Genomic DNA, 19,863 nt, shown 5'->3' with positions numbered 1-19,863 from the left:
TGGATTCTGATCCTTTCAGCAGACAATAAGCCATATTTTTGTCAATTCAGGTAAGAAGGCGGATATCCATATTATTGAATAAATAAAAGACCCCGGTCAATTTCTGATTGCCGGGGTCTTTGTTTAGAATCCTGGATTATCTTTTTTACGCGCTTCTTTTTCTCTCTCTGCGTAGCTAAAAACTTTAAGAAGTAGAGGACTAGTTCTCTCAGTTACCAATTCCCGGATTTTGTATTCTTCTTTGGCGATTTCTACAAATAAGCCATCTATAGCTTTCTGGGTAACATAAGCAGTCAAGTCGGTATTAACAGGTTTTACTAAAGGAATCTTGTTGTACTGAGTCATCACATCAGACCAATAGTTGGTGGCGTTTACTTTTTGTAGGCTGCTATTAATTATGGGTGAAAATTTCTTAGTAAGCTCCTGACTGGTGGTTCGCGCGAAATACTGAGTTGCCGCATCATTTTCTCCCAATAAGATTCCCCGGACATCCTGCAGGGTCATCTGCTTAATAGCCGCGGTAAAAATGGGTTTAGCTTCCTTAGCTGCTTCCTCTGCGGCTTTGTTCAAGCTTTCAATAGCTTGATCGCAAACTGAGCCCAAGCCGATTGATCGAAGTGTTTTTTCAACATTTTTGGCCTCTTCAGGAAATAGAATCTTCACATCAGGATTTTTAAAATACCCGTCAACGGCAGATAATCGATCTGTACTAACTCCGGTTCCTTTTTCTAAAGCCTCTTTCAGCCCCGTTGCAATTTCAGAATTATTGGGTGTGCCTAAGGTTTGTTGGATTACCTTGTTTATCTGAGCTGTGGATTGACAAGAACTGAAGATTAGTAATCCTAAAAAAAACAGTAAATTTCTATATGTTCGACTCATGGTCATGGGATGATGGTTGATTGTATGATTGAAAGAACGGACAAAACGCCAAAAAGATTTTAAAAGCAAGCCATATCAAGGGGATTTTAAGTTTTAGGATAAAATCAGGAAGTCTTAAAATTTTGAGAATTTTTTATTAAAATTGATGATATCATTGATAAAATTTAATAAAGTGAGTCATTTAATGAAATATTGATAAATGAATTTAAGATTAAACTCGGAGTTTGGAACTCTCAGGGCAGTGTTGATGCATAGGCCGGGAAAGGAAATTGATAGGCTAACTCCCTATAACAAAGACTTTTTACTATTTGAAGATGTTCCTTACTTGGAGGCTTTGCAAAAAGAACATGACGTTTTTTCCAATTTAATTAAAGAATCAACCGGAGCTACGGTTTACCAACTCAGAGAATTATTGATCCGCGTATTATACGACGAGGATATATTATTGAGATTGATGAGGGAATCTCTCAGACGATCCAACATGGTTCATTTGGCTGAGGATATTTTGGAGCGATATTCTACAGCTGAATGTGCAGGGATTTTGACAGCAGGCTTAAAAGTGCATGAATTGAAAAGAAAAATCCCAAACTTGAATCAGGGAGAACTTTTGGATTATGCTTTTGTGATAACTCCTTGTCCTAATTTGTATTTTCAAAGAGATCCTATGGCACTCACGCCGGGCGGGATTATTTTTTCTTCGATGAAAATGGAAGGTAGACAGCGAGAAGCAAATTTGTTAAGGACCGTTTTTGAAAACCACCCGGAGTTCAAAGACCACGTCAATAAATTATACCCCATCAATGGTCATGATAATCCTCCAAGTATTGAAGGAGGAGATGTCATAGTCTTATCCCATGAGGCAGTAGCTATAGGGAACTCTGAGCGGACCGATGAAAAGGCAATTTACCATGCAGCCAAAGCTCTTCTGGCAGAGGGATCTGTGAAAAGGGTTTATGAGGTTCACTTGCCTGAAAAGCGAAATTATATGCATTTGGACACAGTTTTCACCGTTTTAGATGAAAACCTGGTGCTGACTTATCCTGATGCTATGAATGCTGTCCTTCAAACATCTCTTTACACTTTAAAGGAGGTGCAGGATGACAAGGTGCATATCAAACGCGAAGTACTGAAGGAGTCACTATTAACGGTTTTGGAAAGAGAAATTCCTCATTTAGAGGTTTTGGCAACTGCAGATGGAAACCCAGACTATTCTATGCGTGAGCAATGGTTTGATGGAGCTAATGTTTTTGCTATTGGACCGAGAAGAGTGATATCCTATAATAGGAACATTCACACCAACAGAGCCTTAAGAAATATGGGAGTGGAGGTATTGGAAATTCCTTCCTCAGAATTATCCCGAGGTTTGGGAGGTCCGAGATGTATGACTATGCCACTGAGTCGAGCTAGGGTGTAGGAATAAAAAAGGCCAGTTAAGTCAACTGGCCTTTATTTTTATAATTTAATGATCCAATTGTGTGGATCTTTTTGGCTTCCATATTTAATGCCATCCAATGCGGCTAAAACTTTGTGTGAAAAAGCATCTGCTGGTTTTTCTGGCAAGACATAATCTTTTCCATCAATGTGGATTTTGGCAATATGAGCAATAGTCGCCGCAGTTCCCGTTCCAAATGCTTCTTCCAAAGTTCCATTTTCCAAAGCTTCTTTCAACTCAGAAACGCTTAAAAATCGTTCTTCGATTGGCTGATTCCAGTCATTTGCCAATTGAACTACTGAATTTCTTGTAATTCCCTTCAGGATTGTACCCGTATGAAGTGGAGCTGTAATGAGCGTTCCGTTTATTTTAAACATTACATTCATAGTACCACTTTCTTCAATATTACTATGGCTTTTACCATCTGTCCATAGTAGTTGATCGTAGCCAGCTTTTTGTGCCTGTAAGGCCGGATATAATGAGGCAGCATAGTTTCCAGCTGTTTTTGCAGCTCCCGTTCCTCCTTCAGTTGCTCTCGTAAACTTGGTTTCTACTTTTACAGAAACAGGCTTAGAGTAATAATTTCCTACTGGGCAGGTAAAAATGATGAATTTATAGGTATCAGATGGTTTTACACCAATGTAGTCATCCGTAGCAAACATGAATGGTCGGATATAAAGGGAGGCTCCTTTGGCTGTCGGAACCCAGTCTCTATCCAAATCCAAAAGCTGAAGCATACCCTCCATAAAGACCTCTTCAGGCAAGGATGGCATGCACATCCTTTCAGCCGATTCATTCATTCTTTTCCAGTTAGCATCCGCTCGGAAAATCAAAATTTCACCTTCTTCATTTTTATATGCTTTCATTCCTTCAAAAATGGACTGCCCATAATGAAGAGCGGCATTGGATGGGTTTAGCTGTAATGGTGCATAAGGTTCAATTCTCAAGTCAGTCCACTCTCCATTTTTATAATCTGCCACAAACATGTGATCAGAGATGGTTTTTCCAAAAACCAAATTGGAAAAATCAGTTTGCGGTAATCTGGAAGATGCTGTCTTGTGTACCGGTATGGCTAGCGAAGTTTTCATGCTAAATCGGATTCAGGCAAAAAGCCTTTGTTGAAATTTTATTTTACTATGGGCAAAATTTACCCAGTTTTTTAAACTCTAGGTTTCCAAGTTACTTCCTCTACATCTAGTTCTTGGGCCATTTTTCTTCCCAAAACAAAGAAGTAGTCCGAAAGTCTATTCAAATATTGGATCACCATTTCATTCACTTGTTCGTAGGAGGCGAGTTCAACTGCCAATCTTTCAGCTCTTCTACATACTGTCCTTGCTAAGTGGCAAAATGAAACAGATTGGTGTCCACCTGGTAAGATAAATGCTGTAAGAGGAGGCAAATCAGCTTCCATACTATCCATTTGATGCTCTAGCATTTGGATATCTTCAGCATGCAAATCTGGCTTTTTTACTTTATCCTTTCCCGGAACAGTGGCTAAATCAGCTCCAATTGTAAAGAGTCTATCCTGAATTTCTTTCAAAATATCAGATCTGGAATTATTTACTTCCTGATCTCTGAGAAGTCCCACATAAGAGTTGAGTTCGTCAATGGTACCATAAGCATCGATTCTTAAATCTGATTTTGGTACTCTGACTCCTCCCAACAATGAGGTAATTCCTTGATCTCCGGTTTTGGTATAAATTTTCATGAATAGCCCTTCAAATCTCCGACAAAAATAAGAATCTATTTGATAATACTTTATTTGACTTAAGCGTGAACGCCTACCCCTCGGGTTGGATTTGGGTTCACCGTATCACTTTCTACCAAGCCGTCTCTTAATCTGACAATTCGGTGCGCATAGTGGGCAATATCGTCTTCGTGAGTTACCATGATGATGGTATTTCCTTTTGAGTGTAGCTCATGAAAAAGCTCCATGATATCATAGGAAGTCTTAGAGTCTAGGTTTCCGGTAGGCTCATCCGCCAATATGATAGATGGATTGTTGACCAAAGCTCTTGCAATCGCAACTCTTTGTCTTTGTCCACCGGAAAGTTCATTTGGTCTGTGCTTGGTTCGATCACCAAGTCCCACATTGCTCAAAGCCTGAAATGCCATTTCTTCTCTCTCGGCTCTGCTAAAACCTGCATAAACCAAGGGCAGGGCTACATTCTCCAGGCAACTGGCTCTCGGAAGAAGATTAAAAGTTTGGAAAACGAAGCCTATTTCTTTATTTCTGATCTCCGCCAGTTCATTCTCAGTCATATCACTGACATCCTTATTATTGAGAATGTATGTGCCGGAAGTAGGGGTATCAAGGCAACCGATGATATTCATCAAGGTAGATTTACCTGATCCTGAAGGACCCATAAAAGCTACATATTCCCCTCTATCCACTGTGATAGAAACGGATTTAAGGGCTTGAATAATTTCTGCCCCCATTTTGTAGGTTCGGTTGATATTATGGGTCTCAATAACTCTGCTCATGGTAAGTTGGGTTAGTGGTTTCAGCTGAATTTTAAAAATACAGCATTTCTGTCAAAATACGAGATTATCTTCTAATAGTTGGTTAATTGGAGTCTTTCTAAAGTGGCAGGATCTATCCATTGGGCCATTTCAACCAGGGCATCTGTTGCGTAATTGCTCAAACCTATTGCTCTTGCCAGTTGAACTTTTTTGATCCAGAGAATAGGGTCTCGGTTGAATTCAGTAGCCGCATTGATGATTTCATATTGAGCCAAAGGATCTGGATTGATAGCTACAGCGGACCAAATCAAGGGGCTGAAATAGGGGTTGCCTGTCAACTCATCTCCCAATTGAAGCCAATTGAGCAGGGCTTCTACAGACTCTTTATTCTTCAAATCAGGATTGGCCAAAAATTTACTCAGATCTTCCTGAATACCCTTTTTATCTTGAATATGCTTCCCTAATTCCCTCAAATCAGACGCGTCGATTCCATGACTTTTAAATGCAATCAATCGAATTGCGAAATCAGTTTTGAGTTCTGAATCAGGAAGAGTTTTCCATTCATCGTATAAAGTTTTTGGCAGGCTTTCGTGGAATTTTTGAATTAACTCGAGGTAAAACAAGGTTGCTTCATCTGGCTGAGTTAGATAATCCGGCATTTGAAGACCATATTTTACTCGAATCAGTTCCGCATTTTCATAATATCCACCAAAGCTCAAAATACTCCAATGGTAAGACTGAAAAGCCTGAAATCCCTTTTCCTCTGCCGCCAGTAATTCTTTGGCAGCTTTTTTAAAGTCCATTTGCTGAGCTAAAATGCTGGTTGATAAATGTAGAAAATAACCAGCATCACCGGGATTTCTAAAAGCCAAGCCATTCAGGTTTTTGACTGCATCTGCTATTTTTCCGGATCCAAGGCTTCTGATGACGGCCGTTTCCTGAAGCTGCATTATATAATCCTGCATTTCCTCTTGCTTCCACAAGCTGTCAAGCATTGCAATGTCGGACTCAATGTTGATATGGTTTTTTTGAGAAAAGATATTTCTCCAAGCAGCCTGTACCAAAAGGGGAGAATTTTCTTTTTCTATTTCCTTCTTTACTTCCGCTAGAAGTTTCTCTTCAGGATAGTTTCCCAGAGCGTTTTGTCTGGCTATTTCATTGATTTTTTCTGCCAATGAATTCAAGGCCTTGGACTCACCCTCAATTTGACCCATTTTGGCTTTCAAAGCCAATAGATTACTTTGGGAAACAGGGTGTGAGACTGAACTTGAATCCAATAATGCCAAAGCCTCTTCAGCACGGTTTACCTTGGTGAGCAATAGTGCCAAATTATTCAGCAATAATTCATTTTCAGGGAAAAATCGAAGGCCTCGTTCTAAATAAAATATAGATTCAAAAATCTTATTTTCTCTATGTAGCCTGTCTGCCAGAAGGATAATATTATCCACCTGAGGAGCTTCAGAAAAGCTTTCTTCCAAGTGTTGTTTAGCCAAAGTAGGCTGGTTTAATTGAAAAAGAAGGTGTGCTATAGCATTCTTGGCTTTTGGGTTATTTCTATACCTGGACCAGGAGTTTTCATAAATAATACTAGCCTCTAATTTTTGACCTGATCCGTAATAATAATCACCCAAAATATTACTGCTCATAGCATTGGCTTGCACTCCAACTATTCCTTCTGAGTAAGCAGTGGCTACCAACATGGCAATCAAACCTCCAATTCTTAAATGATAATAAGGCAAGGAATGAGGCTTGAATAATACTTTTTCGGCAGCTTTTCCGGAATTCATTACCTCATAGAAATTGGTAAGAATATAGACCAAGAAAAATAGGCTGAAACCGATTTGAGAGTAAGTGAAAATATGTTTGAGAAACTCTTCCGCGGGTTGATTTCCGGAGATTTTGAGTTTCCAGCTCAACCATAAAACCAGTCCAAATCCAATCAGATACATTCCTTTCAACGTCTTTTCAGACCCCACCAAATCCTGACCTGATTCAACTCTTTCTTTCAAAGTAAACCAGCCCAATATTCCTAATGGAAATAGAAGAAACAGTGGATTGAAGCTTGGCAGAAAATCCATAGGGAAGCCTGTGAAATCCATCAAAATATTTACCATTAATAGTAGGTAAACAGCTGTTATTAGAGTGATTTGAATGGATACTTTCAATGATAAATTTCTTCCTGCTTTTAGCAGTAAAATATAAATGCCTGAAATCACTCCGTGTCCATTCCATAAGAGCCAAGCAATTGATAAAAGTATAGCTGGCATGGTTAGATGTTCTGCTAGAAAAAGCTCGGGTCTGGAAATCGGACTCAAGGTTTCCAACGCATAGCCAGTGACCATCAAGCAAATTAAATTGAGAAGAAACCTGAACTCAAATCGAAGAGACTTTCCAGTAATATGAAAAAAAACAGGAATTACTAAGGTGCCAACTATGGCAATGATGAGGGGGTAGTTGCTACTTGGACTTCCAATATTCAATCCGTTCAGATTGGAAAAAGTGAGAATGGCAATCCAGGCTATTCCAAAAGCCAGAAAAAAGTACTTTTTCAATTCGCTGACTAATGTCAAAATCAGGGCAAGAATGAGCCCCATTAAGATACCAAAGAATAAAGACTCAGCAACAAAAATATTGGGGCCCAAATCTTTGAATTCCTGAAAAATCAGGAAATTATCTACCAAAATAGGAAATGATACGGGTCCAAATTGAGACCAATCAAAAGGGATAGAAATACTATCCAAAAAGTACCCGGCTTGGATATTCCTGTAAGGTATGGGATTGAAAAGAAAATAGTAGTAAGCAAAAAGCCCTCCCGTAATAATCAAAAGGAGGGCCGGGATAATTGCTTTTTTAGAAAGTAAGTTGGTGGAGTTTTGCAGCATTATTCTAAAACCTTTGGAACGCGGAAATAATCAGAATCTCTTTTTGGGGCATTTTTCAAACCAGCTTCGTGGTCTAAATGCTTACCTACCTGATCTTCCCGCATGTCATTGACTTCGGATGACATAGTGGTCAATGGCTCCACTGAATCTGTATCTAATTCATTGAGCTTTTCCACCCAGTCCAAAATCTGACTCATATCTTGCGACATTTTTTCAGCACTGCCTTCATCGAATTCTAGCCTTGCCAAATGCGCTATTTTTTTGATTGCTTCTTTGTCAATCTTCATGTTTGTTATTCACTAAATTATCCTGATTGAGTTGAGCTTGAATTACTTCAAAACACTTCTCTTTCAAGCTGTCTTCTGTATCTTCTACTGAAGTAAGTATGGCCTCATGTAAGACCATTTTTGCTCTTTTCAAGTTGAGTAAGAGTCCTTTTCCTTCAGGCAAAATTAGATGATTATAAGATAAAGTGACAGGAATGATGGGGATTTGTTTCTCCACAGCTAGCCGAAACGCCCCATTTTTGAAAGGAACCATTTGTGGTGGTTGGGTGGAATAGATTCCTCCTTCTGGAAAAAGAACAATACTGCTTCCATTATCCAGTGCTAAACCTGCCCTTCTCATAGTTTCAGCACGGCTTTTAAGTCTTGACCTGTCAACTGCGATGTGGAGTTTTTTAAAATAGTAGCCGAAAAGAGGAGCTTTCCTAATTGAGGCTTTTCCCACAAACTGCACGTCACCAGGAATAAATCCCATCATGGCAATGTCAAGGTAAGAGAAGTGATTGGCTAAAAAAAGGTAAGGTTTGCCTTTTTCTAGCTTGCATTTTTTCTCCATGTGAACGGGGAGAAAAATCAAGGTGAAATAAACTTTAGCCCAATAGCGGTTGATTTTTCTTCCAAATCTTTGCCATCCAGGAATCCAAATACAGATCAAAAAGAAAGGGAATATCGCCAAAAAGCTTCCAATGAATAATAAGCCGGCATAGACTGAATAAATGATCCGTAGAAGTTTAATCATGATTGACCATATGATTTGCCACCTTGATAAAATAATTCATCATCAACTCTCTGACTTCCTGTTCCACCTGAATTTTATCCAAAGCTGTGAGCATGGCATTCATCCAGTGATTCCTCATTTTACCATCTATTTTCCACTGAAAATGTCTCATTCTAAGCCGAGGATGTCCCCGCTCTTCCGAATAGGTTTGAGGTCCACCAAATACCTGCATTAGAAATAAGAAAAGTCTCCTTTCTGCTGGAGCCAGATCTTTTTCTGGATAAAGTCTTCTCAACTCTTCGTTCTGGGACACTTCCTCATAAAAATAAGCGGTCAGTTGTTTTATTTTTTCTTCTCCGACTGCTTCATATATGCTCTGAAATGGGTTCATTTCGCAAACTTAACAAAAGCCAGGAATTAGGATTCCAGTTTTTTGACTTTCAAAGATGTTCCTTCTGTGGATATTACAATCACTTTTTCACCTTGGTCTATAAAATCTCCTCTGGAATAGGCATCATAAATCTCTCCGTCAATTTCTACCCTTCCGCTGGGCCTTAGTCTGGAATGTACTATACCTGATTTTCCCTTTAAATCATCTTTGTAAAAACTGGAAGTATACCCCTCTGTTCTCTGTTGGGTACTGGCCAAAGTAATGGTTTGAAATGCCTGCCATTTATTCACCTTGGGAGTGAGCCAAAAGATTAAACTCACAGCAGCAATTGCCGAAAGGATCACGGTGAGCAAGGCAGTGAATAATTGAGAGGCAGGTACAAATTCAAAGTCGAAATTCTGATTCGGAAGCATACCTAAGACCAAACCTGCAAGGATACAAGTGATCCCTAGCACCCCAAAAATTCCAAAACCTGGGATGACAAATAGCTCGATTGCCAATAAAATCACACCTGCCACAAATACAATTACTTCCCAATTTTCAGCTAGTCCATTTAAATAATAAGGGATGAAATAGAGGATGGTAGCAACGATTGATGCGAGAAGTGGAAAGCCAACTCCGGGAGTTTGAAGTTCGAAATAGATTCCTCCTATAATAATTAAGATCAATATCCCACTGATTGCAGGATTTAGGAAAAAAGAAATGATTTGTTCCGTGTGAGAAACTTCATATTCAATAATCTCAGCGTCTTGAAGCCCCTGAGCTTCAAGGATGGCGTTGATGGAGCGGTATTCTCCTTCACAAAAACCCAGCTTAATGGCTTCAGAAACGGAAAGTGTAATGACTGAACCTGCTTCAGATACACCTTCAATCTCCAATTTTTCGTCTACCATTCCTTCAGCAATTTTGGGATCTCGTCCTTTTGCTTCGGCAGTACTTCTCATCATGGATCGCATGTAGGACTGATACTTATCAGGTGCTGCAGCTCCATCTGCCCCATTGACCACAGTGGCGGCTCCAATGCTTGCTCCGGGTGCCATGTAAATACTATCGGTAGCAATCGAAATCAAGGCTCCGGCGGAGGCTGCATCCTTATTGATAAAGGTGTAAATCGGAATTTCGGATTCCAAAAGCATGGTTCGAATATCATCTGCATCATTGACCGCACCTCCGTAGGTGTCCATTTCGATGATAATCAAGTCTGCATTTTTTTCTTTTGCATCTTCCAAAGCCAGCTTCACTCTTCTATTCATTGCAGGATCAATATCTCTGTCAATTTTAAAAGTGAATATTTTCTTTATTTCAGCTTCCTGGGCATTAGTGCTTGAGAAGCTGCTAAAGAAAATTGACATTAAAAGGCAGTAGAATAATGTTTTCATGGTTAGTTAATCAGAAACAAAAGATACGCATGAATTTCCTTTAGGACTTATTTTTTGAAAGATATCAGGCTTTTTTTCTAAAATTCCTTGACTTTCAGTTGATTTATGACGTTTGATTCACAACCTGGGATTCTTATTCGAGAAAATTAGTCTTTTAGCATAATTATTGATGTTTATATAGATAGAATTTTAGTACAACCCATCAAAATCAGCTTTCTATATGCAAATTAATAAACGCACTTTCTACCTAGTTCCTGCACTTTTTATCTCCATTTCAACCTTCGCTATGACTGAAATGGACTCTGTAGGAATCGAAAGGGTGGGTGATAAAACCTTTATAATCCATAATGTTGAGCCTAAGGAGACTCTTTTCGGAATTTCAAGAAGATATCAAACCCCGGTAGGAGAAATTGTAGATGCAAATTCCTCTTTGAAATCGGGTTTAAAAATCGGACAGCAAATCAGAGTTCCCTATGTATCCAAAGAAACTGTTCCTTCAGGTGCAGCCTTGCATAAAGTAGTTCCAGGTGAAACGCTATTTGCGATTTCCAAAAAATATGATGTGACAGTTTCTGAGATCATGGAGTGGAATGGTTTAAAAGGAAATGATCTAAGTGTCGGCCAGGCATTGGTCATTCAAAAACCACAAGCAGCTCCTCAAAAGACGGTAGCTGAAGTGAAAGAAACTACACCTGCACCTACCACTGCTAGTGTTCCTGCAAAAAAAGAAACTACTCCAAAGCCGGAGCCAAAGCCGAGTCCTGTAAAGCAGGAAGCTCCTGCAAGAAAGGAAGAAACAAGACCAATGACTGAGCCGAAAACCCAACCAACAGGTCAGGTTTTGGTTCCTGGAGACTGGATTTCACATGAAGTTAAAACCGGACAGACCTTGTTTTCAATTGCTGGGCAGTACAATGCAAAAGTGGAAGACATTATCAACTGGAATGGTTTGGTCTCAAATAATCTAACTGTCGGACAGGTGTTGAAAGTTGGGAGAGCAGAGCTCAAACAATCAGACGTGCCGATTGTAGGTGAGCCGAAGGTGGTAAGTAGCCCTGAAGAAATGCATGTTGTTCCTGATGGAGCGAACTCAGGTGGATTTAAAAATATTAGAGAAACAGGCCAAGCTGAACTGATAGAAGGTACAGGAGGTCATAAAAAATATTTGGTTCTTCACAGAACAGCGCCTGTAGGAACTATCATGCGAGTGAAAAATGAAGAAAATGACGTGACCATTTTTGCCAGAGTGGTGGGAACACTTCCTGAAACTGGAGATAACTCCAAGTTGGTCATTAAACTTTCACAAGCTGCATTTGATCAACTCAAAGCTGTGAATGGAAGATTCCCTGTTGAGGTGATGTATTAAGAAGTTTTGATAAATTAATTGGAGCTCCGAATTATCGGAGCTTTTTTTTTAATTATCATAACTATCCGCTTTTCAGTAAGTTTGTTTGATATGAAAGCTATTTCTCCACTTCGAACTCTCCTTTTTCTAGCACTATTTTTTATTGCTTTTGAAAGCCTCAGTCAGGAAATTCCTGCATTAGAATCTTTTAATCAGACCCGATTAGATTACAATCAAAAAGGGATGTTGATTTTAGGCTCTTGGGCTGTGGGAAATATGATTTGGGGTGGGATAGGAGCAAGCCAAAGCATGGGAGAAAACAAGGCCTTTCACCAAATGAACCTGTATTGGAACTCCGTGAATCTGATTATTGCAGGGTTGGGTTATTGGCAAGCTACCAAGGAGAGTCCAGGTACCGATTTTTGGCAAACAATGGATGCTCAAAATGGAATTGAAAAAATTCTCCTTTTTAATGCTGCATTAGATTTAGCTTATATGGGAGGAGGCTTATACTTGAAAGAAAGAGGGCTGAGAAAATCAAATGAGCGATTGATTGGATTTGGGAAGTCGGTAATTTTACAAGGTGCATTTTTATTGGCCTTTGATGGCATCATGTATAGCTTCCACAGTGCGAATGCAAAAGACTTACCTGGAATAGTTCAAAACATTAGTTTAAGCCCAACAGGAGTAGCCTTGAGAATTCCCCTGAGATAAATCATATTTTTTTGAATAGATTTTAGTTATTACTCTGTAGCTCTAGTTTGTCATTCTTATTTAGTCAGGGTACCTTTGCATGCAAGTACCCCATTATGAACAAAGTACAACTCTTCTTTCACCACGTATTTAGATTTATCTGGAATTTGATATTCGTGGTATCTTATCCAATCCTTGCAAGCTTTGGCTTGCTATTTATTGGCCTTACTTGGCTCTTTTCCAAACTTTCCCAACTCTTGACCAAGTTGAGACCTGAGGGTAAAAAAATAGTCATTAAGGAAAGTGAATGGGAAGTTCTCCCTTATTCCAATGACATGCTGGAGGCTAAATTGGTTAAACAGATCATGTTTGGCCCTTCTGGTTTTAGACTAAGAAGAATGGATGGGGTTCCATCGGTTTTATCGGATTTTGTCTTTGGAAATAAAATCAGAGTTATAGAAGAGGGATTTATTTTAGAAAAATGGAATAGCACTGAATCCAAGGATCTTCCTGACTTTGACATTTGCTTGTATAATCCAGATGAAGATTCCTTGAGATCGCTTACAAATATTAAGTGCTTTGACTGGCATGTTTCTGAGAAAGTAGAAAATGAGCTTTCTTTTAAATGGTTTGACGGAACTCAAGGCGGAGAGGTGAAAGTTGCTCTTTAATGAATGATATCAAGGGATTTTTAGACGAAAAAGTCGAACTCTACAATCAGCCGGGATTTATAGCCAACGATCCGATTTCTATCCCGCATCGCTTTTCAAAAAAGCAGGATATAGAAATTTCAGGTTTTTTTGCTGCAATATTAGCCTGGGGTCAAAGAAAGACCATCATCAATAAATGCTTGGAGCTTTTTGAGAAAATGGATAATGCTCCCCATGAATTTTTGATGAATCATCAGGAAGATGACTTGAAGCCATTTCTCAGTTTCAAACATAGAACCTTTAATGATGTGGATACGCTTTATTTCATCCACTTTTTGACTTGGTTTTATAAAAAATACGATTCCTTGGAACAGGCCTTTTTGCTGGGACAAAACGGGGAAATTGATGCTATGGAATCAATTCTATCCCGATTCCATGAGTTTTTCTTTTCCCTCCCCGATGCTCCATCTAGAACCCGCAAACATATAGCAACTCCCGCAAGAAAAGCAGCATGTAAGCGCATTACCATGTATTTGCGATGGATGGTAAGAAAGGATTCGAAGGGTGTCGATTTTGGAATTTGGGAACAGATTAAGCCGGCTCAATTGATTTGTCCCTGTGATCTGCATGTAGATAGGGTCGCGAGGAAACTTGGCTTAATCACACGTAAACAAACGGATTGGCTAACAGCTCTGGAACTGACAGAGCAATTGAGAACCTTTGATCCAATGGATCCAGTCAAATATGATTTTGCTCTTTTTGGACTTGGAATCGAAGAAAAGTTCTAGGCTTAATGAAATTTTTTGATCTCTGGAGCAGCCGCTGAGGTAGAAAATTCATTTGCAAATCTTTCTGCATAGTTGTCCAACAAGTCCATGATTTTTTGCTGGTTTTTGGATCTAACTATCAGCCCCGCATGATATTCTAAGGGAACTCTAAAATATACCTCGGGATCGTCAAAACTGCTCAAATCAGGATGTTCATACTTGGATAAAGTAAGTACAATACCCGCATAGTTTTTAGCTACTTTTGGCAATTCATACTTGTAGCCTTTGGCTAAAGAGTCTTCAATTTTGGCCCACTCAGCCCATAAATTGATGTCTGTTGCTGCTTCCACCATTTCAGCCAAATGAGCCCCGCCAACTCTGGATGATGTTTCCAAAAAGTAGATTTCTCCATCTTCATGGCATTTGATAAATTCAGTATGCGTTGCTCCTGATTTCATCCCAAATGCCTTCATAATTTCCAAATTGGCCTTCTTAATTGCTTTATCATCCGAAGACCCGTATTTGATATTTGCAGAACGAAAAATTCCACCTCCTTGGGAGATTTCCATAGGAGTCGCCAAATACTTTGAAACAGTTAAAAACAGACTTTTTCCATTTAATAATAAGCCATCGGCATGATAGACATCTCCCGGTTTGAACTGTTCGACGAGGTAGTATAAGCGGTTATCTCCCAACTCGTTGATATGGTGCCAAAGTTCTTCTTTCGAATTTACCTTGATAATTCCATGTGCAGAAGCTTCAGACCTGGGTTTGAGTACCCAAGGCGCGGAAATATGATCTGCAAATAAATTGATGTCTTCATCATTGAAAAGAGGAGAGAAGGCAGGAACCCGAAGACCAGAGTCCTGAGCTTTGATTCTCATGGCCAACTTATCTCTGAAAAATCTTCCGGTGGTCTGTCCCATTCCCGGTATTCTCAAACTTTCCCTCAGGAAAGTGGCTTTTTCAACATCATAATCATCCAAGGCAATGATGGATTCGATTTTATGGTTTTTCATTAGTCCACCAACTCCCTGAAGCAACAGGTTTAAATCCCAATCTAAATCTTGCCCTGGCATGAAAAAAACCTCATCTATGTATTCATAGACCCAAGGTTTGTCTTTCAATTTTTCAGAGGTAACTAGGAAAACTCGATTACCTTGTTTCTTCAATGCTGTTAAAAATGCATTGCCTTTGAAAAAGTTGGAAATGCACAGAAAAGTTTTGCCTTGTTGATTCATATTACAATTGATTTTCTATGAATTTAAGCAATAATCCCACACCAAAGGCAGTTCCTGATTTGGTTTTTGCAAAATCAGTGTCCGCAAAAGCCACCCCAGCAATATCCAAATGAGCCCAAGAAGGATGCTCATGAGTGAAGGCTTGCAAAAACTTTGCAGCTGTTATGGCTCCTGCAATTGGCTTTCCATGATAATTTCTGATATCAGCAATTTCGGAGTCCATCTCTTTAGCATATTCTTCCCAAATTGGAAGTGGCCAGGATTTTTCCCCAACACCTTTTCCGGCGTTTTGAAGAGATTCAGAGAGCTTGGAATCGTTAGAGAAAAGTGCAGCACACTCATAACCAAAGGTACCTACGGCACTGCCTGTTAAGGTAGCCATATCAATGACTTGATCTGGTTTGTAAGTCTCAATGAGATAGGAGAGACCATCCGCCAAAATCAGTCTACCTTCTGCGTCAGTATCCACTACCTCGATGCTTAATCCTGCATGAGATGCAATAATTTCGGAAGGTAAATAGGCATCCTTATCTACTGCATTTTCCACTGCCGGAACAATGGTAGTGAGATTGATAGGGATTTTCAAATCTGCAATCACCTGAGTTGCCCCTAATACTGCAGCAGCTCCTCCCATATCTGATTTCATATGATGCATTCCCTGAGTTTTGATATTTAGGCCTCCTGTATCGAAGGTTACTCCTTTACCGACCAAGCCTAAATGTGTTTTTGCTTCAGGGTGCCTATATTCTAGAATAATGAATTTGGGTTCCTTAGCAGAGCCTCTTCCCACAGCCAAAAAAGCTTCCAATCCTTTATCTTTTGCGTCTATCCCGCTGATAATTTCTGATTTCAAGGAATATTTCCCCGCCATTTCTACGGCCCATTCTGCCAAGTATTCTGGAGTAAGGTTATTGGGAGGTAAGTCTACGAGCCTAAATGCTTCCTTCTTTGCTTTTGAAATTTTTTCTGCTCGTTGTACCAATTTCTCAGCGTTTTTATGTGCCAACTTGATATGCACCTCTAGCTCTTCGAAATTATTTTTACGCTCTTTTTTGAAAAAATCAAGATGATAGTCTCCTAGAAATAAGCCAACTAAGGCTGGTTCAAGATAATTATCATCAAAGCCTTCCGGGAATTCAAGCAGGATACTTTGATCGATTAGATGATCATGCTTGTGAAGCACTTTTCTGAATGAATTTTCTATGGATTTGTACTCAGGCTCCTTTCCCAAACCAACGAGAAGCACCATTTCCTTTTCCGCTTCCAGGACATAAAAACTGTCTTTTTTTCCGGAAAAAATAGGGCTTTTCACATTTACAGAAACTCCGTTTAATGCAGAAAAGCTGATTTCTTCCTTTTCCAAAAATGGAATTACTCTTAAAAAGGTTGAGCTGGAAACTTGAGTATTAATTTGAATCTTCATAAATCTTATTCTTCTTTATTGCTGAAAAAAAGCCATTCTATCGCTTTGGGGAATTCATCACTCCAGTAGCTTTCATTATGTTTCCCCTGCTCATTGATGGATAGCCGGATTTTCATTTTTCCTTGTAGGCTCTCTCTTTTAAGAAGCCTTTTTCGGAGTTTACTCACATGCTCAACCATGGTTTCACTCTCATCTCCTCCGGCATATAGATAAAGTCTGGTTTCCTGCGGATCAAAGAAATCTAAGAATCCTAGTTTGATTTTGGGAATTACCCAAAGGGAAGGAGAAAATACCATGAGTTTACCAAACACCTCTGGATAAATCAAGCCTGAAAAGATACTAACCAATCCTCCCATAGAGCTTCCACCAATTCCTGTGTGCTCTCTTTCAGGTTTGGTTCTAAAGGTTTTATCTACAAATGGCTTAAGCGTATCTGTTATAAATCTGATGTATTGCTTCCCCTGACCCTTGCCTAAAAGAGTTTTACCAACATTGTATTCCTGAATTCTTTCTGATTCAGCATGTTCTACTGCGATGATGATGATTTTCCCAATTCCATAATCTGACATAACAGCCAGTTTTTTGTCGATCTGCCAGTTTCCAAATTCAGCGTTTTCATTGAAAAGGTTTTGAGCGTCCTGGAGATAAAGAACCGGATAATGTTCATCGCTACTCTCATAATCGTGAGGTAGCAATGCCCAGATTTTTCTCTTTTTATTCAATTGGGGGATCTCAAATTCCTCAGAGATCAAATGAATTTGTGGAAGTTGACTTGGGCGATAAGGGAGCCAGTTTTTTCTCCATTTGGCAACTTTTTCAATTCGTGAGGTTTTGGAGTCACTCCATATTCTATTGGGAGTTCTATTGCCATATCTATCTATTTCTACTTCTGACCAGTCTCCTTTGGTGAATTTGTAAATCAATTCTCCCTGAAAAATCTCCTCCTCAGGAAATTCGAACTCATACTTTCCCTCATCGATTTTTTTCATTTTAAACCGATAATCTTGCGTAGCCCAATTGTTGAAATTACCTGAAATATAAACAGGTCTTTCATCATCGTCGGGGGTGTGCAAAATCAGTTTACGGGTTTTGATACTGCTATCTTTTAGGTCTGTCTCTAGGGAAATCATAGGTGAGGCGAGCTGCCTTTCAATCTTTGCAAAAGTAAGCTTTGAACCATTAAGAAGAAACTTAAACTTTTTCTTCTGGCCTAAAGCGGATTTCATCTGGATAGGGGAAGGCATGTATAAGCTCGCCTTTCAAAATCCTTTGTTGAATCTTTTTCCAATGCTCTGGATCAAAAAGATTCTGATGATAGCTTAAAAAATGTTCCTTCAAATCACTTCTTCCAATCATCCAACGCCTAAAATCTTCCGGAAACACATCGTTTTTAGCTATATCATACCAAGGTTCAGAAGCATAGATTTGCGCATAAGTTTCGGCCTTGGGTTTGGCTCTAAAGTTCATATCCGTTAGAAACTCGATTTCGTCATAATCGTAAAATATCACCCTTTTTTGTCTAGTTAACCCAAAATTCTTTGTCATCATATCCCCCGGGAAAATATTAGCCTGAGCCAATTGTAAAATAGCTCTTCCATAATCCTCTGCCACTTGATTTCCCTCCTCTGTACTGCAGTTTTCCAGATATATGTTCAAAGGAGTCATTCTTCTTTCAGTATATAGGTGTTTGATAATTAAATGCTTACCCGCTGTCTTTAAAAGGGAATTAGTAGTGTTTTTTAGTTCCTGAAGCAGTTCAGGGCTTAGTCTATCTAAGGGAATTTTAAAGTATTCGAATTCATGTGTGTCAGCCATTCTGCCTACCCGGTCATGTAAGGAAACCAACTTATATTTTTCCCGAACTTCCTGTCTGGTCATGTTTTTTGGAGGCTCAAAATGATCTTTGATGAGTTTGAATACCACATTAAAGGAAGGAAGAGTAAATACTGTCATGACCATTCCCTTGATGCCGGGAGCGATTACAAATTGATCTTTAGACTGTGCCAAGTGCAATAAGAAATCCCTGTAAAATAGTGTTTTGCCGTGTTTGTTAAATCCGATCGCATTGTATAGCTCATGTGTTTTTTTATGAGGAATAACCGAACTCAGAAAGGCTACAACTTGGGAAGGGATTTCTGCCCGCACCATAAAATAAGATCTGGTGAAGCTAAAAAGTGAGCTCATAATATTGGGATCAAATATTAGAGTGTCTACAAAAACACCTTTGGGTCCATGAAGAATTGGGATGATAAAAGGCATCCATTTATGTCCCAAATAAGTTCGGCCGATTAAGTATGCCGCCTTATTTCTATAAAAAACTGACTTAAGAATCTGCGTGGTCGTTTCAGGTCCGGGATTATATCGTGTAAGAATGACCTCTTTGACACTTTGGATCAGGAACTGGATATCAGCTTCTTTATCCATCAAAGGAGCTCCAAAATCATAATCATCCAATATTTTTCGAATAATGGAGTCCAATCCCATTGAGCTGGGATAGGAATTGAGCAACTCTGCCGTAGAAAAAATCTCACAGGAACTATGACCTTCCATGAGGTACATCAATTCTTCGTCGCTGGACATACCTGGAAATGCCTTTCTAATGACTGAATTGAAAAAAGTTTCTGCAAGTTCTATATCAGGTCTTTCAGCAATCGATTCCTGATAATGCTGCCTTATCAATGTCCATATTTCCCTTTTATCGGCATCATCACCGAGCATTTTTCGAAACTCTTCAACTAATTGAAATAATAAGTCTTTATATAAACGCAGCCTTTGTTTATGATTTAATTGGGTGGCTGCCCAGTTTCTTTCCTTGAAATAAAGAGGAGCTAGCTCCGTGTAAGTATTGAAGGAGCGAATGTAACTTTCGAATCCTTGAAAAATTTTTTCTGCAAGAGGTATGGCTCTGTGTGGCATGATTGAAAATAATATAAAAAGTTAATACCTCTGAAGCTAGTGGAATGATTCCTATTTATTTTTCTTATAAAAAGATAGTGCAACAGGAATTTATGCACACGATTGCATTGAAATTTCCTAATTGATCTCAAAATCCTACCAAAAAAATTCTGTAAAAAAATGAAAATAAATAAGCTTGATTTTGAAGCGTTTAGGGCGAAAATTACTAGAAGAATAAAATTTTGAAAATCTTTCGCAATCGATTGTTTGGAGTATATAAAAACATTTTCTACTTTTCGACAGTATTCATGAATTGAATATCTACAATAGGTTTAATAGGTTTGAGAGCAGGAAAAGGTCGGATTAGTAGTCCGGCCTTTTTTGTTTTTTGATCGTCCTGGTTTAGCTTCATGCATTCATC

General features: G+C 39.1%; 18 protein-coding genes. 5 read left to right on the top strand and 13 right to left on the bottom strand.

What is annotated here, in order from left to right; all coding sequences use genetic code 11:
* Nucleotides 1–123: 123 nt before the first annotated feature.
* Nucleotides 124–879, bottom strand: coding sequence for a DUF4197 domain-containing protein (locus GYM62_RS08430; RefSeq protein WP_219959086.1), 756 nt, complete (start codon nucleotides 877–879; stop codon nucleotides 124–126).
* A 199-nt stretch (nucleotides 880–1,078) separates the two neighbouring features.
* Between GYM62_RS08430 and GYM62_RS08425 the strand changes: the two genes are divergently transcribed.
* Nucleotides 1,079–2,293: an arginine deiminase family protein gene (locus tag GYM62_RS08425; RefSeq protein WP_219959085.1), complete on the top strand. Its 1,215-nt coding sequence runs from the start codon at nucleotides 1,079–1,081 to the stop codon at nucleotides 2,291–2,293.
* A gap of 38 nt (nucleotides 2,294–2,331) precedes the next feature.
* On the opposite strand, the gene GYM62_RS08420 is transcribed toward GYM62_RS08425, so the two are convergent.
* The 8 genes from GYM62_RS08420 to GYM62_RS08385 all read right to left on the bottom strand — a co-directional run bounded on the left by GYM62_RS08420 (nucleotide 2,332) and on the right by GYM62_RS08385 (nucleotide 10,428).
* Nucleotides 2,332–3,399: a branched-chain amino acid aminotransferase gene (locus GYM62_RS08420; protein ID WP_219959084.1), complete on the bottom strand. Its 1,068-nt coding sequence runs from the start codon at nucleotides 3,397–3,399 to the stop codon at nucleotides 2,332–2,334.
* A gap of 71 nt (nucleotides 3,400–3,470) precedes the next feature.
* Complete coding sequence (locus GYM62_RS08415; protein ID WP_219959083.1) at nucleotides 3,471–4,019, bottom strand: cob(I)yrinic acid a,c-diamide adenosyltransferase; 549 nt, start codon at nucleotides 4,017–4,019, stop codon at nucleotides 3,471–3,473.
* A gap of 59 nt (nucleotides 4,020–4,078) precedes the next feature.
* Entirely contained in the window at nucleotides 4,079–4,795 is a 717-nt protein-coding gene (locus tag GYM62_RS08410) for an ABC transporter ATP-binding protein (RefSeq protein ID WP_091650073.1), read from the bottom strand.
* A gap of 71 nt (nucleotides 4,796–4,866) precedes the next feature.
* Nucleotides 4,867–7,656: a hypothetical protein gene (locus tag GYM62_RS08405; protein WP_219959082.1), complete on the bottom strand. Its 2,790-nt coding sequence runs from the start codon at nucleotides 7,654–7,656 to the stop codon at nucleotides 4,867–4,869.
* Nucleotides 7,656–7,943 carry an Asp-tRNA(Asn)/Glu-tRNA(Gln) amidotransferase subunit GatC gene (gatC, locus tag GYM62_RS08400; RefSeq protein ID WP_091650078.1) on the bottom strand — a complete coding sequence of 96 codons (288 nt, stop codon included), beginning with the start codon at nucleotides 7,941–7,943 and terminating at the stop codon, nucleotides 7,656–7,658. The genes GYM62_RS08405 and gatC overlap by 1 nt, the downstream gene beginning before the upstream one ends.
* Nucleotides 7,933–8,679: a lysophospholipid acyltransferase family protein gene (locus GYM62_RS08395; RefSeq protein ID WP_370627663.1), complete on the bottom strand. Its 747-nt coding sequence runs from the start codon at nucleotides 8,677–8,679 to the stop codon at nucleotides 7,933–7,935. The genes gatC and GYM62_RS08395 overlap by 11 nt, the downstream gene beginning before the upstream one ends.
* Entirely contained in the window at nucleotides 8,672–9,049 is a 378-nt protein-coding gene (locus tag GYM62_RS08390) for a cyanoglobin (protein WP_219959081.1), read from the bottom strand. Before GYM62_RS08390 ends, GYM62_RS08395 begins: the two co-directional genes overlap by 8 nt.
* Nucleotides 9,050–9,075: 26 nt before the next feature.
* Nucleotides 9,076–10,428 (bottom strand): nodulation protein NfeD, encoded by a 1,353-nt coding sequence (locus GYM62_RS08385; protein ID WP_091650085.1) that lies wholly within the window; start codon nucleotides 10,426–10,428, stop codon nucleotides 9,076–9,078.
* Nucleotides 10,429–10,648: 220 nt separating this feature from the next.
* Between GYM62_RS08385 and GYM62_RS08380 the strand changes: the two genes are divergently transcribed.
* The 4 genes from GYM62_RS08380 (at nucleotide 10,649) to GYM62_RS08365 (ending at nucleotide 13,904) form a co-directional block, all read left to right on the top strand.
* On the top strand, nucleotides 10,649–11,794 hold the full coding sequence (locus tag GYM62_RS08380; RefSeq protein WP_219959080.1) for a LysM peptidoglycan-binding domain-containing protein: 1,146 nt from the start codon (nucleotides 10,649–10,651) through the stop codon (nucleotides 11,792–11,794).
* 90 nt (nucleotides 11,795–11,884) lie between these two features.
* Nucleotides 11,885–12,487, top strand: a complete 603-nt coding sequence (locus GYM62_RS08375) for a hypothetical protein (RefSeq protein ID WP_219959079.1) — start codon at nucleotides 11,885–11,887, stop codon at nucleotides 12,485–12,487.
* A 95-nt stretch (nucleotides 12,488–12,582) separates the two neighbouring features.
* Complete coding sequence (locus GYM62_RS08370) at nucleotides 12,583–13,137, top strand: hypothetical protein (protein WP_091650090.1); 555 nt, start codon at nucleotides 12,583–12,585, stop codon at nucleotides 13,135–13,137.
* Nucleotides 13,137–13,904, top strand: a complete 768-nt coding sequence (locus tag GYM62_RS08365; RefSeq protein ID WP_219959078.1) for a TIGR02757 family protein — start codon at nucleotides 13,137–13,139, stop codon at nucleotides 13,902–13,904. The genes GYM62_RS08370 and GYM62_RS08365 overlap by 1 nt, the downstream gene beginning before the upstream one ends.
* Before the next feature lie 2 nt (nucleotides 13,905–13,906).
* On the opposite strand, the gene GYM62_RS08360 is transcribed toward GYM62_RS08365, so the two are convergent.
* The 4 genes from GYM62_RS08360 to aceK form a co-directional block, all read right to left on the bottom strand.
* Nucleotides 13,907–15,124: an acetyl-CoA carboxylase biotin carboxylase subunit family protein gene (locus tag GYM62_RS08360; RefSeq protein WP_219959077.1), complete on the bottom strand. Its 1,218-nt coding sequence runs from the start codon at nucleotides 15,122–15,124 to the stop codon at nucleotides 13,907–13,909.
* Between the two features lies 1 nt (nucleotide 15,125).
* Nucleotides 15,126–16,547, bottom strand: coding sequence for a M17 family metallopeptidase (locus tag GYM62_RS08355; RefSeq protein WP_219959076.1), 1,422 nt, complete (start codon nucleotides 16,545–16,547; stop codon nucleotides 15,126–15,128).
* 5 nt (nucleotides 16,548–16,552) lie between these two features.
* Entirely contained in the window at nucleotides 16,553–17,677 is a 1,125-nt protein-coding gene (locus tag GYM62_RS08350; RefSeq protein WP_219959075.1) for an alpha/beta hydrolase, read from the bottom strand.
* 61 nt (nucleotides 17,678–17,738) lie between these two features.
* Nucleotides 17,739–19,463, bottom strand: a complete 1,725-nt coding sequence (aceK, locus tag GYM62_RS08345; RefSeq protein WP_219959074.1) for a bifunctional isocitrate dehydrogenase kinase/phosphatase — start codon at nucleotides 19,461–19,463, stop codon at nucleotides 17,739–17,741.
* Between the last annotated feature and the right edge of the window lie 400 nt (nucleotides 19,464–19,863).

Origin of the sequence: Algoriphagus sp. NBT04N3 (genome assembly GCF_019443765.1) — a bacterium.
Lineage (GTDB): Bacteria > Bacteroidota > Bacteroidia > Cytophagales > Cyclobacteriaceae > Algoriphagus > Algoriphagus ornithinivorans.
Note: the sequence above shows the minus strand (reverse complement) of the source record. Positions and strands in the feature narration are given on the sequence as shown.

What these genes read in the sequence shown, in the direction of transcription:
- GYM62_RS08430 (WP_219959086.1), bottom strand. Translation starts at nt 879, where the DNA reads ATGAGTCGAACATATAGAAATTTACTGTTTTTTTTAGGATTACTAATC.
- GYM62_RS08425 (WP_219959085.1), top strand. Translation starts at nt 1,079, where the DNA reads ATGAATTTAAGATTAAACTCGGAGTTTGGAACTCTCAGGGCAGTGTTG.
- GYM62_RS08420 (WP_219959084.1), bottom strand. Translation starts at nt 3,399, where the DNA reads ATGAAAACTTCGCTAGCCATACCGGTACACAAGACAGCATCTTCCAGA.
- GYM62_RS08415 (WP_219959083.1), bottom strand. Translation starts at nt 4,019, where the DNA reads ATGAAAATTTATACCAAAACCGGAGATCAAGGAATTACCTCATTGTTG.
- GYM62_RS08410 (WP_091650073.1), bottom strand. Translation starts at nt 4,795, where the DNA reads ATGAGCAGAGTTATTGAGACCCATAATATCAACCGAACCTACAAAATG.
- GYM62_RS08405 (WP_219959082.1), bottom strand. Translation starts at nt 7,656, where the DNA reads ATGCTGCAAAACTCCACCAACTTACTTTCTAAAAAAGCAATTATCCCG.
- gatC (WP_091650078.1), bottom strand. Translation starts at nt 7,943, where the DNA reads ATGAAGATTGACAAAGAAGCAATCAAAAAAATAGCGCATTTGGCAAGG.
- GYM62_RS08395 (WP_370627663.1), bottom strand. Translation starts at nt 8,679, where the DNA reads ATGATTAAACTTCTACGGATCATTTATTCAGTCTATGCCGGCTTATTA.
- GYM62_RS08390 (WP_219959081.1), bottom strand. Translation starts at nt 9,049, where the DNA reads ATGAACCCATTTCAGAGCATATATGAAGCAGTCGGAGAAGAAAAAATA.
- GYM62_RS08385 (WP_091650085.1), bottom strand. Translation starts at nt 10,428, where the DNA reads ATGAAAACATTATTCTACTGCCTTTTAATGTCAATTTTCTTTAGCAGC.
- GYM62_RS08380 (WP_219959080.1), top strand. Translation starts at nt 10,649, where the DNA reads ATGCAAATTAATAAACGCACTTTCTACCTAGTTCCTGCACTTTTTATC.
- GYM62_RS08375 (WP_219959079.1), top strand. Translation starts at nt 11,885, where the DNA reads ATGAAAGCTATTTCTCCACTTCGAACTCTCCTTTTTCTAGCACTATTT.
- GYM62_RS08370 (WP_091650090.1), top strand. Translation starts at nt 12,583, where the DNA reads ATGAACAAAGTACAACTCTTCTTTCACCACGTATTTAGATTTATCTGG.
- GYM62_RS08365 (WP_219959078.1), top strand. Translation starts at nt 13,137, where the DNA reads ATGAATGATATCAAGGGATTTTTAGACGAAAAAGTCGAACTCTACAAT.
- GYM62_RS08360 (WP_219959077.1), bottom strand. Translation starts at nt 15,124, where the DNA reads ATGAATCAACAAGGCAAAACTTTTCTGTGCATTTCCAACTTTTTCAAA.
- GYM62_RS08355 (WP_219959076.1), bottom strand. Translation starts at nt 16,547, where the DNA reads ATGAAGATTCAAATTAATACTCAAGTTTCCAGCTCAACCTTTTTAAGA.
- GYM62_RS08350 (WP_219959075.1), bottom strand. Translation starts at nt 17,677, where the DNA reads ATGATTTCCCTAGAGACAGACCTAAAAGATAGCAGTATCAAAACCCGT.
- aceK (WP_219959074.1), bottom strand. Translation starts at nt 19,463, where the DNA reads ATGCCACACAGAGCCATACCTCTTGCAGAAAAAATTTTTCAAGGATTC.